At 74.3% G+C, this 12,411-nt stretch carries 12 protein-coding genes; 7 read left to right on the plus strand and 5 right to left on the minus strand.

The window, feature by feature from the left end; all coding sequences use genetic code 11:
• Positions 1-77 precede the first annotated feature (77 nt).
• Complete coding sequence (locus ACFVGY_RS20120; RefSeq protein ID WP_385679083.1) at positions 78-752, plus strand: hypothetical protein; 675 nt, start codon at positions 78-80, stop codon at positions 750-752.
• Between the two features lie 196 nt (positions 753-948).
• Here the strand turns inward: ACFVGY_RS20120 and ACFVGY_RS20125 are convergent, their stop codons facing one another.
• Genes ACFVGY_RS20125 through ACFVGY_RS20135 form a run of 3 tightly spaced genes read right to left on the minus strand, consistent with a single transcriptional unit; the run spans position 949 to position 3,309 of the window.
• Positions 949-1,614, minus strand: coding sequence for a hypothetical protein (locus ACFVGY_RS20125; protein ID WP_385679086.1), 666 nt, complete (start codon positions 1,612-1,614; stop codon positions 949-951).
• Between the two features lie 40 nt (positions 1,615-1,654).
• Positions 1,655-2,773 carry a glycosyltransferase gene (locus ACFVGY_RS20130; RefSeq protein WP_385679089.1) on the minus strand — a complete coding sequence of 373 codons (1,119 nt, stop codon included), beginning with the start codon at positions 2,771-2,773 and terminating at the stop codon, positions 1,655-1,657.
• A complete protein-coding gene (locus ACFVGY_RS20135; RefSeq protein ID WP_385679092.1) occupies positions 2,770-3,309 on the minus strand; it encodes a WcaF family extracellular polysaccharide biosynthesis acetyltransferase in 540 nt (179 codons plus the stop codon). Before ACFVGY_RS20135 ends, ACFVGY_RS20130 begins: the two co-directional genes overlap by 4 nt.
• 109 nt (positions 3,310-3,418) lie before the next feature.
• On the opposite strand from ACFVGY_RS20135, the gene ACFVGY_RS20140 reads away from it, so the two are divergent.
• A complete protein-coding gene (locus ACFVGY_RS20140) occupies positions 3,419-4,936 on the plus strand; it encodes a hypothetical protein (protein WP_385679095.1) in 1,518 nt (505 codons plus the stop codon).
• Positions 4,937-5,044: 108 nt separating this feature from the next.
• On the opposite strand, the gene ACFVGY_RS20145 is transcribed toward ACFVGY_RS20140, so the two are convergent.
• A complete protein-coding gene (locus tag ACFVGY_RS20145) occupies positions 5,045-5,548 on the minus strand; it encodes a MarR family winged helix-turn-helix transcriptional regulator (RefSeq protein WP_385679098.1) in 504 nt (167 codons plus the stop codon).
• A 71-nt stretch (positions 5,549-5,619) separates the two neighbouring features.
• On the opposite strand from ACFVGY_RS20145, the gene ACFVGY_RS20150 reads away from it, so the two are divergent.
• Positions 5,620-6,828 (plus strand): MFS transporter, encoded by a 1,209-nt coding sequence (locus tag ACFVGY_RS20150; RefSeq protein ID WP_385679101.1) that lies wholly within the window; start codon positions 5,620-5,622, stop codon positions 6,826-6,828.
• Between the two features lie 64 nt (positions 6,829-6,892).
• Positions 6,893-7,615, plus strand: a complete 723-nt coding sequence (locus ACFVGY_RS20155) for a CDP-alcohol phosphatidyltransferase family protein (protein WP_385679104.1) — start codon at positions 6,893-6,895, stop codon at positions 7,613-7,615.
• Here the strand turns inward: ACFVGY_RS20155 and ACFVGY_RS20160 are convergent.
• Positions 7,596-8,078 carry an adenylyltransferase/cytidyltransferase family protein gene (locus tag ACFVGY_RS20160; RefSeq protein WP_385679107.1) on the minus strand — a complete coding sequence of 161 codons (483 nt, stop codon included), beginning with the start codon at positions 8,076-8,078 and terminating at the stop codon, positions 7,596-7,598. The genes ACFVGY_RS20155 and ACFVGY_RS20160 overlap by 20 nt on opposite strands.
• Before the next feature lie 172 nt (positions 8,079-8,250).
• Here ACFVGY_RS20160 and ACFVGY_RS20165 point away from each other — a divergent pair, with 172 nt between their 5' ends.
• Genes ACFVGY_RS20165 through ACFVGY_RS20175 form a run of 3 tightly spaced genes read left to right on the plus strand, consistent with a single transcriptional unit; the run spans position 8,251 to position 12,409 of the window.
• Positions 8,251-9,456: a glycosyltransferase gene (locus ACFVGY_RS20165; protein WP_385679344.1), complete on the plus strand. Its 1,206-nt coding sequence runs from the start codon at positions 8,251-8,253 to the stop codon at positions 9,454-9,456.
• Positions 9,453-11,195 carry a lipopolysaccharide biosynthesis protein gene (locus ACFVGY_RS20170; protein ID WP_385679110.1) on the plus strand — a complete coding sequence of 581 codons (1,743 nt, stop codon included), beginning with the start codon at positions 9,453-9,455 and terminating at the stop codon, positions 11,193-11,195. The genes ACFVGY_RS20165 and ACFVGY_RS20170 overlap by 4 nt, the downstream gene beginning before the upstream one ends.
• Positions 11,192-12,409, plus strand: coding sequence for a hypothetical protein (locus tag ACFVGY_RS20175; protein WP_385679113.1), 1,218 nt, complete (start codon positions 11,192-11,194; stop codon positions 12,407-12,409). The genes ACFVGY_RS20170 and ACFVGY_RS20175 overlap by 4 nt, the downstream gene beginning before the upstream one ends.
• Positions 12,410-12,411 lie beyond the last annotated feature (2 nt).

Raw genomic sequence — 12,411 nt, forward strand, 5'->3', positions numbered from 1 at the left:
GGGCCCGGCCTCTCACGGCCGGGCCCCGCGCCCGCTCCGCCTCCCCCGAACAACCGGCAAGTACAGGAGCCCTCCTGATGTACCGACGCTCCGCCGCGGCTGCTGTTCTGCTGGCCGCAGCCCTGACCCTGACCGCCTGCAGCTCCGGCGGCGACGGCAGGTCCGACGAGGCCGCCAAGCCCAAGCCGCCGGCCGCCTCGTCGGTTCCGGACCCGGCGGACGCCACCGGGACGCCCCCCTCGCCGGGCGCGAAGCCGACGGGCCCCGTCCTCCCGGACGCGAAGCTCACCCCGAAGACGGGCAGTTTCACGGACAAGGAGAAGAAGTACCTCAGCGGCCGGGTGCCCGAGAAGATGGACCCGGCGGCCTTCCTGCAGACCGGGCAGGAGTCCTGCCAGCGGGTGGAGCGCACGGCCAAGCGCGACAAGGACGCGGCGACCGGGGCCGTCATCGCCGGCGAGATCCCCGACGCGACGAACGCGATCAACCACCTGTGCCCGGAGCAGAAGCCGATCCTGGCCGCCGCCGAGAAGGGCTTCCCGGACGGCACCCGCCCGGCGCCCGCGCAGGGCAGCTACCGGGCGCTGACCCAGAGCACGGGCTGCACCTGGCAGGTCAAGGGCAAGGACGGCGCGGTGCTGGCCTCCGGCCCGGAGACCGCCCCGAAGCCGGGCGACAAGATCACGGCCGCGATCCCGGCCGGCGCGGCGGAGTTCACCTCCACCGGCTGCTACGCCTGGATCCCGGCGTAACCCGCACCCCGCCCAGCGCCCCCGCGAACCCGGCCCACCGGAACCGCGGGGGCGCTGCCGCGTGCGGGTTTCATCTGCTGGGCAGGTACCGCTCGCGCACCTCGTACGCGACGGGCAGCCCCCGGCCGGAAGGGGTACCGGCCGGGGCGGACCAGCGGGCGGCTCCGATCGTTCTGGGGCGCGGGAACCCGGCTCGTCAGCAGTAGGCGATGGCGCAGCCGCGCCGCAGCGCGTGCTCCGCGGCCCCCAGGTACAGCGCGGTGAAGTAGGCCGCGTCCAGGTCTTCGAGCCAGGGGCCGGCACCGTGGGCGGCGGCCTGCTGCGCGTCCAGGTCGGCGAACCAGCCCGTCAGCGCGAGGTTCCCGCCGTCCCGCGGCACCCGGTCCGGTAGCCCCAGCACCCCGGCCAGTCGCCGGCCCGCCTCGGCGGTGCGGTGCGCACTGCGGACCCGGGCCCCGTCGCCGCCGAGCTCCGCCGAGACCGGCAGTTCGATGACGCCGTGGAAGTCGACCGGTATCAGCACGTCCCAGTCCAGCAGGGCCTCCTCGCACCGCCAGGCGGCCGGCTGCGCCCGGCACAGGGACTCCAGGCCGCCGTACGACCGGTTCACCTTCTCCTCGAACCGGTCGGGCGGGACCTCCGGCCGCACCGGCCGCACCGGCCGGTTCCGCCGGCCGAACCGGCCCAACAGCCCGCCGCCTGCGTCCGGCTCCGGCTCAGGCTCCGGCTCCGTTGCGGCGGCGGGGGTGAAAGGGTCCAGCCCCCGCCGCGTCAACTCCTCGTCGAGGGCGGCACCGAGGGGTCCGTAGACCTCCCCGTTCGCCCATTCGGCCGCTTCCACGTCCACCACGTAGATCCCCATGGGCCCAGGCTAGGGCGGGCCACCGACAACGGCCGGCGGTTCAGCGGCGCAGTGCGGTCTCGTAGACGGGCAGCAGGGTGTCGAGGACCGCGTCCATCGAGAAGGACTCCGCGGCCAGGTTCCGCGCCGCCCGGGAGGCGGCCGCGTTCGCCGCCGGCTCCAGCAGGGAGAGCACCGCCGCGGCCACGCCCGAGGGCCCCGGCTCGACCGCGTGGCCGGCTCCGGCCGCGGCGACGTCCTTGGCCAGCCCGTTGGAACGGGTCACCACCGTCGGGACGCCGACGGCGAGGGCCTCCAGCACCGACATCGGGAACGGCTCGTCCACCGACGGCAGCACGTACACGTGGGCCCGCCGCAGTTCGGCCTGTACTTCGGCGCCGGACAGCGCGCCCGGAACGGTGAACCGGTCCGCCAGGCCGAGCTCCGCGATGCGGGCGAGGACGGCGGCCCGCTCGCCCTCGTCGGGTCCCGCGACCACGAACTCGGCGTCCGGGTGCACGGTCAGGACGGCCGGGGCGGCGTCGACGAAGTCCACCGGCCGCTTGCGGGCCTGCAGGCGGGCCGAGTACAGGATGCGCGGCGGGCCGCTCGGGGCCGGGCGGGCGTCCTGTGCCGGGGTGCCGTTGACGAGCCGGACCGCGCCGGGCAGCGGCCCGCCGACGACGGCGTCGAGCCCGTCGCGCTCGTACGGGGTGAGGTGGAGGACCGCGTCCGCACCGCGCAGCAGCCGCCGTACGGCCAGCGCGTCGAGGACCTTGGCGAGCAGTTTGCCGCTCGGGTCCACCATGCCGTGGGTCTGGAGCACGAGGGGCCGCCCGGCGCGCAGCGCCGCCAGGGCCACGGGCAGCGTGACCAGGTCCCGGGCCAGGTGGACGTGGACCACGTCGGCGTCCCGTACGAGGCGCCCGGCCGAGGCCAGCAGGGCCGGCGAGGTGATGCCGCTGAAGCCGAGGGGGAGCAGCCGGCGGGCCGGGAACAGCCGTGCGGGGACGCCCTCGACCGAGGTGGGCCAGGGGTCGCCGAAGCCTTCGCCGAGGGCCACCAGGCCGGCCTCGTGGCCGCGCGCCCGCAGCCCCTTGGCGAGGTTGAGCGCGACCCGCACCGGTCCGCCGAAGGCGTGCGAGGGGGAGTGCAGGGTGACGGCGTGCAGGACTCTCACTTCGGCTCCTCCACCGGGCGGCGCTGCCCGTCCAGGGTCTGCAGGGTCAGTGCGGGAAGGTCCTTGTGGACCACCGCTCCGGCGCCCGCCACCGCGCAGCGGCCCACCGTGACCCCGGCCAGCACGGTCGCCCGTACCGCCACCCAGGCGCCGTCCTCGACGGTGACGGGCGCGTTGCGGTAGCGGAAGTCCGCGGCGCGGTGGTCGTGGGAGCCCGTGCACAGCATGGCCTCCTGCGAGATGCACACGTTCGCCCCGATGGTGACCGGCTCCAGGTTGAGCAGCCAGGCCCCCTCGCCGATCCACGTGTGGTCGCCGACGGTGAGCTTCCACGGCCACAGCACCCGCACCCGGTGGCGTATGAGGACGCCCTCGCCGATCCGCGCGCCGAACGCGCGCAGCAGCGCCACCCGCAGCCGGGCCGGGCAGAACCACGCCATGAACACCGTGTTCATCACGGCGAACCAGAGCGCCTGGGTCAGCAGCCCGCGCCCCTTGTCGTACCCGGCCAGCGTGAAGGCAGGTAGATCACGCAACGGTTGCCCCTCGTCGTTCCGCCCCGGCCGCGCCGCCCCGGCGCGGCCCGCTCAGACTAGACTGCGCGCGGACCAGGCACATGGGGTGGGGGCAGCAGTGGCAACGGAGATGCGCAACCCCCTCCTGGCGGCGTTCCGGCCGGAGGCCCGCAACCCCTTCGAGGAGGCGGACGCGAACCGCTGGGGCCGGGTCACCAGCCCCCGCACGCTGCTCTCCCGTGCGCTGTCGGTCCCGCTCATCCTCGGCTTCACCGTCTTCCTGCCGCTGTTCGTCGCCAGCCAGTCCGGCGACGGCCAGCGCGACGCGGCCTTCTGGCTCCAGCTCCTGCTCACCATGTACGCGGGCGCCCGGCTCTCGGCGATGGTGCTGACCAGCCGCCGCAAGCTGCTCCAGGGCTCCTTCTGGCTCTTCGTGTACATGGCGATGGGGGTGGCCCCGCTCGCCCAGGCGGTCCTGGGCCGGGTGCCGACCCCGGTCGTCGGCCCCCGCTCCGACCTCACCCTGGCCATCGGTCTGGTCCTGCTCGGCTGCACCGCCTTCGACGTCGGCGTGCTGCTGGCCCGCCACCGGCCCGCGGGACGGGCGGGCGGCTCCCGCAAGGAGCGCCGCCCGGCCATGGCGCACCGGCGCCGGCTGCAACTGCTGACCGTGCTGGCCTTCCTGTGCAGCGGCGTGTTCATCCTCAAGCTCGGCGGCCCGGCGGTGTTCTTCTCCAGCCGTCAGGAGATCATCGCGGGCATCGAGGAGGCGGGCGTCTCCAACGGTGACGGCCAGGCCGGCCAGGCGTTCCTGCGCGGCTTCGGCACCGTGCCGGCGCTGCTCGCCCTGCTGCTGTACACGCGCTGGCTGATCACTTCGAAGTACGCCCGCCGCAAGGTCTCGGTCATCGTGGCCTGGGGGGCGCTGTGCGTGCTGAACCTGATCGTCAACAACCCCGTCTCGAACCCGCGCTACTGGTTCCTGACGGTCATGTTCGCGCTGCTCTTCACCGTCTTCCCGGTGAGCGCCGCGATGTACCGGGTCGCCCTGTCGATGGCGGTGGTGGTGGCCCTGCTGCTCTTCCCCTTCGCGGACCGCTTCCGGTACGACGAGAAGAACTACAAGCCGGTCGAGACGACCTCGTTCCTGGAGCCGCTGGCCCTCAAGGACTACGACCAGATCGGCATGTTCGCGAACACGATCACCTTCTCCGAGTCCGGGCCCGGTCACTTCTACGGTCAGCAGCTCGCGGGATCGGTGTTCTTCGCGGTGCCGCGGTCGGTCTGGCCGGGGAAGCCGAGGGACACCGGTGTGATGGTCGGCCAGTGGATGGGCACGGTCAACACCAACCTCTCCTCCCCGATCTGGGCGGAGCTGTGGATCGACTTCGGGCCCCTCGGCATGGGCGCGGGGCTGCTGGGCATGGGGTACGCGGCCGCGCGCGTGGACCGTCGCTACGCCAAGCGGGCCACCCGCCGGGCGCCTTCGGGGAGCCTGATCTCGGTGGTCGTCCCGCTGGTGGCCGGGTACTCGTTCATCCTGCTGCGCGGGCCGCTGCTCCAGGCCTCGGGCCGGGTGGCGATCGCGGCGCTGTGCCTGGCGCTCGTGGCGACGTACCGGACGGACAAGTCCACCACCCTGCGCTGAGCGGCGGGTGGTCCGGCCGCCGGGCCGGTCACCGGGCCGGCCGCCGGGCCGGTCACCGGGCCGGCCGCCGGGCCGGTCACCGCGGGGTCACCGGGTCGGGTGGGCCGGTCACTTCGACTCGACGTGCAGCAGCATCCGCTTGAGGAGGGCCGAGAGCGCGGCGCGCTCCGCGTCGTCGAGGGGCTCGACCATCTCCGCTTCGGCGACGCCCCGCCAGTGCATGGCCTCGCTCCACCGCTCGTGGCCGGTGTCGGTCAGCTCGACGTCGACCCGGCGGCGGTCGCCCGCGGCGCGCACCCGGCGGATCAGCCCGGCCCTTTCCAGGCTGTCGAGGCGGCCGGTCATCCCTGCGGGGGAGAGCAACAGTTCGGCGGCGAGCTCGCCGGAGGGCGCCCGCCAGGGCGCGCCGCGGGAGGCGAGCCGGTGCATGGTCTCGAACTCGAACTCCTGCAGACCGGTCTCGGCCAGGGCCCGCTCCTTGCCGTACTTGACGTGCTTGGCGAGCAGTTGGATCCGGGTGATGACCCCCTCGGTGGGCACGTCGAAGGGCACCTTGCCGCTCCAGCGGGCGATGTGGCGGTCGACTGAGTCCTCGGGGTCCACTGCGTCCATGCCGGCAGTATCGCACCCCCGAGCGTATATTTCGTTGACGAAGGATTCGCTGGCGAAATACCCTCTCCGTCGTGACCTCGCCCCTCAGACGGCTCCTCGCCGGCCGTACCGCCGCGGCCCTCGCCACCGCCCTCATCCCCACCACCCTCACCCTGGCCGTCGTGCGCACCGGTTCGGCCGCGGACCTCGGTATCGTGCTCGCGAGCGAGCTGCTGCCGATGCTCCTCCTCCTGCCCGTCGCCGGTGTCGTCGCCGACCGCCACCCCGCCCGGCGGGTCGTGCTCGCCGCCGACCTGGTCCGCGCCGCCGCCCAGGCGGCCACCGGACTGCTGCTGATGGCCGGCCCCGTGCGGATCGGCTGGCTCGCCGCGCTCGCCGCCGTCACCGGCGCCGGCGTCGCCTTCGGCACCCCCTCCGCCCGCGCCCTCGTCGCCGCCGTGGTCCCGGCCCCGGACCGGCTGCGCGTCAACTCCCGGCTGGCGGTGGCCGGCGGGCTCGCCCAGATCGCCGGACCCGCCGCGGCCGGCGGCATGATGCTGGCCCTCGGCGCCGGCTGGTCCTCCCTCCTCACCGCCGCCCTGTTCGCCGCCTCCGCGCTCACCCTCGGCGGACTGCGGCCCGCCGCCGCCCCGGCCGCCGGCCCCGCGGCCCGGGCCGGCTTCGCCGCCGAACTGCGGGGCGGCTGGGTCGAGGCCCGGCGCCACCCCTGGTTCCTGGCCAATGTCCTCGCCCACGGGGTCTGGCACCTCGCGGCCGGACTGCTGCTCACCCTCGGGCCGCTGATCGCCGTGGAGAGCCTGGGCGGGGCCGGCTCCTGGGTCGTCATCGCCCAGGCGGGCACGGCAGGGATGCTCGCCGGGGTCTGGGCGGCCGGCCGGCTCCCGATCCGCAGCCCGCTGCACGCAGTGGCCGTCGGGGCCGCCGCGCAGGCCCTGCCGCTCGCCGCCCTCGCGCTGCGGCTGCCGGTGGCGGTGACGGCGGCCGCGTACTGCACGGCGATGTTCGGGCTGGGGGTGCTCAGTCCCCTGTGGGAGACCGAGTTGCAGCGCCGCATCCCGCTGGAGGCGCTGGGCCGGGTCGGCTCCCTCGACACCCTCATCTCGTTCGCGGCCCGCCCGCTGGGCCTGGCGGTGGCCGCCCCGCTGGCGGGCGTCACGGGGACGGCGGCGCCGCTGCTGGCCGCCGCCGTGCTGACTGCCGTCGCCAACCTCGGGGTACTGCTGCTTCCGGACATCCGCCGGCGGCCGGGGGAACGGGAGGCCGCCCTGGCCCTGCGATGATGTGGCCCTCGTACACACGTGCCTCGCCCGTGCGCGTGTGCCGACGCCGGGATCAGGGGTACGCATGTCACGTTTCGGAGCCGCGCTGCGGGAGTTGCGCGGGGCGCAGAAGTCGGCGAAGGGGGTTTCGCTCTACTCGCGGTTCGTCAACCGGCCCGCGGGACGGTACCTGGCCGCCTCCTCCTACGTCCTCGGACTGACCCCGAACCAGGTGACCCTCGTCAGCGCCGTCTTCAGCTTCGCCGCCGTGGCCGCCGTGGCCCTGGCCGCGCCCTCCTGGGGGTTGGGGATCGCCGTGTGGGCGGCCCTGGCCGTCGGCTTCGCCTTCGACTCCGCCGACGGGCAGCTCGCCCGGCTGCGGGGCGGGGGCAGCGCGGCCGGCGAGTGGCTCGACCACGTCGTGGACTGCGCCAAGCTGACCGCGCTGCACACCTGCGTGCTGATCGCCTTCTACCGTTTCCCCGAGGCGTACGGAACGGGCGGCGCGGGCTGGCTGCTGGTGCCGCTGGGCTTCCAGTTCGCCGCGGTCGTCACCTTCTTCGGCGGGCTGCTGACCGAGAAGCTCAAGCCCAAGCCGGCCCCCGGCAGCCCCGCCGCCGCACCGTCGACCCTGCGCGCGGTGGCGTTGCTGCCCGTCGACTACGGGGTGTTCTGCCTGGTCTTCCTGCTGCTCGGCGGCGGGGGGCTGTTCCGCTGGGCCTACGCCGGTCTGGGCGCCGTCGCGGCGCTGTTCCTGCTGGCGTTCCTCGCGAAGTGGTTCCGGGAGCTCAGCGCCGTTCCGCGGTGACGGATTCCGCGGGCGGTTCGGCGAGCGCGTCCAGGGCCCGGCGCAGCTGGGTGCTCGACGTGTGCACCGTGTAGGGGAAGTACACGACGTCGACGCCGACGGCCGCGAAGTCCCGCTCCAGCTTGTCGCCCTTGGGGGTGCCCCGCCAGTCGTCGCCCTTGAAGAGCACGTCGAAGCGGACCTGCTTCCAGGTCTCCACCTTGTCCGGGACCGTCTCGACGAACGCGGCGTCCACGTACTTCACACTGCGGACGATCTCCAGACGCTCCACCAGCGGAATCATCGGGCGGCGCCCCTTCGCCCGCTCGGCCATCTCGTCGGAGACCACGCCGGCCACCAGGTAGTCGCACTGACTCCGGGCGTGCCGAAGGATGTTGAGATGTCCGATGTGGAAGAGATCGTACGCGCCCGGCGCGTAGCCGACTCGATACGGTCTGCGCGCGCCGGCGCCAAGTGCGGACATGTCCTGCTCCGTCATGAGTTACCCCCCAGCAACCACACCCCCCGGTGTGGTGGATTAGCAGACAATAGCGTGCACGTTCCGCGGCGTGCCGGTGAACGAATAGGGTGACGTGCGCATCATCCTGGGGAGAAGGGGACCTCACGTGTCCACATCCGGTCACCGGCGCTTGCTGCTGGTTTCCACCAATTACGCTCCCGAGCACGCGGGAATCGGTCCGTACGCCACCCAGATCGCGGAGCACTGGGCGGATATCGGCCACGAGACGCACGTCCTCGCCGGCATGCCGCACTACCCGTCGTGGGCGCTCGAACCGGAGTACAAGGGCGCACTGCGGCGCACGGAGCGGCGCGCGGGAGTCACCGTGCACCGGCGCGCGCACACCGTGCCCGCCGTCCAGACCGCCGTGAAGCGCGCCCTGTTCGAAGGATCGATTCTCCTTCACGGTGCCGCGGCCCCGCCCCGGATGCCCCGCCCGCACGCGGTCATGGCCCAGATGCCCAGCCTGGCCGGCGGCGTGCTCGCCGCCCGCCTCGCCGCGAAGTGGAAGGTCCCCTTCGTTCCGGTCGTCCAGGACCTGATGGGCGCCGCCGCCGCACAGAGCGGCATCAGCGGCGGCGACAAGGCGGCCGCCCTCGCCGGCCGCGCGGAGGCCTACGCCCTGAAGCGGGCCACCCTCGTCGGCGTCATCCACGAGACCTTCGTCGACCGCGTCGTCGGCATGGGCGTGGACCCGAAGAAGATCCGCCTGGTGCCCAACTGGTCCCACGTGCCCCAGCCGACCAAGCCGCGCGGCGAGACCCGCCACCACCTCGGCTGGGCACCCGGCCAGACCGTCGTGCTGCACTCCGGCAACATGGGCCTCAAGCAGGGTCTGGAGGTCCTCGTCGGCGCGGCCCGCCTGGACCCGAGCGTCCGCTTCGTCCTCATGGGCGACGGCAGTCAACGCCCCGCCCTCGAAGCCCTGTCGGCCGACGTCCCGAACCTGGACATCATCCCCCCTGCCGCCGACGGAGAGTTCCCGGATATCCTCGCGGCGGCGGACGTACTCGCCGTAACACAGCATGCGGCCGTGCTCGACATGAGCGTGCCGTCCAAACTGACCTCCTATTTCCAGGCCGGCCGTCCCGTCGTCGCCTCCGTGGCGGCGGAGGGCGGCACCGCCCAGGAAGTGGAACGTTCGGGTGCCGGGGTGCTCGTACCGCCGGAGGACCCCGAGGCCCTGTTGAAGGCCGTACGGGTCCTCGCCGAGGACCCCGAGGGCGCGGACGCACTGGGGTCGGCCGGGCCCCGCCACGTGGCGGCCCACCTGAGCCGTGACGCGGGCCTGGCCCGCATCGACGCACTGATAGACGAAGCACTTGGGGGTCCGCAGCCGTGATCGAGACGCACCGCCCCGCAGCGGTCCCGGCCGAGGACGAACCCGACCTCCTCCGGGACCAGTTCCGCCAGCTCCTGCGCTACCGACGGCTCATCGGCGCGGGCCTGGGCATCGGACTGCTGGGCGGCGTCTACCTCGGCATCTCCACCGCCGACACCTACGTCGCGACCACGGACGTGGTGCTGCGCGCGCCCACCGACGACCCGTTCAACCCGAGCCTCGCCCCCGACAAGGCGATCAACATCGGCTCGGAGCGCCAGGTCGCGCTCTCCAGCTCCATCGCCAACGAGGCCGCCAAGAAGCTCGGCGTGTCCTCGAAGGACTTCGCCGAGCTGCGCGCCGGCCTCCAAGTCACCAACCCGCCGCAGACCATGGTGCTGCGCTTCACCTACACCGCCTCCTCCCCGAAGGAGGCCGCGAAGCGCGCCAACGCGATGACCAACGCCTACCTGCTCAAGCGGCAGGAATCGCTCGACGTCACCCGCGACACGATGGTCAAGGGCTACCAGGAGCAGCGCGACCCCGTCGCCAAGCAGCTCGACGAGCTCGTCAAGCAGATCAACGGCATGCCGGCCGGCCCGGCCCGCGACACCGCCTACTCCTCCAAGACCGACCTGCAGAGCAAGCTCAACACGCTCAACAGCAACATCGCCAAGCTCCAGGCCCTGGACATGACCCCCGGCCGAATCACCAGCGCCGCCACCCCGCCCAGCGACGGCGACGGCCCCGGCATCCCCATGTCCCTCGCCCTCGGCGCGGCCGTGGGCCTCGCGCTCGGCCTCCTCGCCGCCTGGGTCCGGCTCGTCTTCGACCCGGCACCCCGCTCGGAGGGCGACGTCGCGCGGGCCCTGCGCGCCCCCGTCCTGGGCTCCCTGCCGCGGGACAAGAGCGCCGGCGGGCCGCTGCTCGCGGCCGGCGAGGAGGACCCCCGCCTCGCGGAGGAGTTCCGCCAGGTCGCCTTCCGACTCGCCTACGACTCCCGCTTCGCCGACCGGCGCCGCCTCCTCGTCGTCGCCCCGCGCGGCAGCAGCGAGATCGCCGCCGCCGTGGCCGTGAACCTGGCCGCCTCTTTCGCCGAGACCGGCAAGGACGTCCTGCTCATCGAAGCCGACCTGCGCACCCCGGTCCTGGCCAGCCAGCTGCCCACCGACGCCGGCGGCCGGCTGCGCTGGAGCCAGCCGGACGCCCCCGCGCAGGGCGATTCCGACTGGCCCGACGGACGCCAGCTCGTCGTGGACGCCGGCGAGTCCGGCGCCTTCGACCTGATCCCCGGCGACCGGGTCCGCAACGTGGCCCGCGCGCTGACCTCCCCGCGCGCCACCCGGCTGATCTCCGAGGCCGACTCGCCCAACTCCACCGTCGTGGTGCTCGCCCCGCCCGTCCTGTCGTACGCCGACGCCCTCGCCCTCGTCGACCGCGTGGACGGCGTCCTCGTCGTCTGCGACCCGCGCGCCGTGCACCGCAGCGACCTGACCCGGATCCGCGAGCTGATCACCGGCGCCGGCGGCACCGTGCTCGGCGCCGTCGTGCACGCCCCGCTGCCGGTCGAGAAGCGCGGCCGCGGCGTCAAGTCCAAGGGCGGGTCCCCGGCCCCGGCCCCGGCCCCCGCCCCCGCGCCCCGGCGGCAGCAGCCCCAGCCCCAGCCGCTCACCCGGCAGCCGGCCGGGAACGACCAGCACATCCCGGGCGACGGCACCGACACCGTCGCCCTGCGCACCGTCCGCATGGGCAACAGGTGAGCCGGCGGGCCCTCGCCGCCGTCTCCTCCGTCCTGGACCAGGCCGCCTCCAGCGCCACCAACATCCTCGTGCTGGTGCTGGCGGCCCGGCTGTCCTCGGCGGCCGGCTTCGCCGACTTCTCCATGGTGTACGTGGCCTTCAGCGTGCTCCTCGGGCTGAACACGGCGTACGTCGGCCAGACCGTGGTCCTGGAGAAGGACGGTGACCGGCTCGGTGCCGTGTGCCGCTCGGCGGTCGGGTTCACCGCAGCCGCCGCGGCCGCCGCCGGCGCGGTCCTCGCCGCCGCCGGCCTGGCCCTGCCCGGCGCCGTCGGGTGGGCCTTCCTCGCCCTGGGCCTGGTCCTGCCGCTCGTCCTCGTCCAGGACGCCCTGCGCTACTGCTTCTCCGCGCTGCGCACGCCCGAGCGGGCCCTCGCCGCGGACGCGCTGCGGCTCGTGTGCGTCGTCGGCGCCCTGCTCGCCCAGCCCGAAGGGGCCTCGCCGGGCCGACTGGTGCTGGTGTGGGGGCTGTCCGCGCTCCCCGCGCTGGGGCTCGGCCTGCTGCTGCTCCGCCCGTACGTCCGCGGGGCGCGGGCGGACCTGCGCCCCTACCTGCGGCGCGGCCACCTCGGGCAGCGGTTCGTGGTGGAGTTCGCCGTCGGCAACGGCTCCAGCCAGCTCGCGGTGCTGGGCCTCGGCGTGTTCGCGACCCCGCTCGCGGTGGGTGCGCTGCGCGGCGCCACCACCCTGTTCGGGCCGCTGAACGTGCTGTTCAACTCGGCGAACGCGTTTGGGCCGCCGGTCGTGGGCCGGGCCTCCGGCAAGCGGGGCGTGGTCCGGCTGACCCTGCTGACGGGCGCCTCGCTCGCGGTCCTCGGCGCCGGCTGGGCGGCCGTGCTGTACGCGCTGCCCGACGCGATGGGCCGGCAGCTGCTCGGGGACACCTGGGGAGCGGCCGCCGCGCTGCTGCCGGCGACCGGCGCGCAGTACGCGGTCATGGGCCTGGGCACCTGCGCCCTGCTCACCCTGCGGGTGCTCGCCCCGAAGGCCACGCTCTCCCTCCAGGTGGTGTTCTCCCTGCTCTCCGTGGCGTTCCTGCTCGGCGGCTACGCGGCCTTCGGCGTCACCGGGGCGGCCTGGGGACTGGCGGCGGGCTCCGCCCTCAAGGCCGCGGCGGGCTGGCTGCGGGTGGCCCGCCTCCGGGTCCCCGCCGAGCCGCTCGTCACCGCCGCCTGAAC

It is taken from the genome of Streptomyces sp. NPDC127106, assembly GCF_042677605.1.
Classification (GTDB): Bacteria; Actinomycetota; Actinomycetes; order Streptomycetales; family Streptomycetaceae; genus Streptomyces.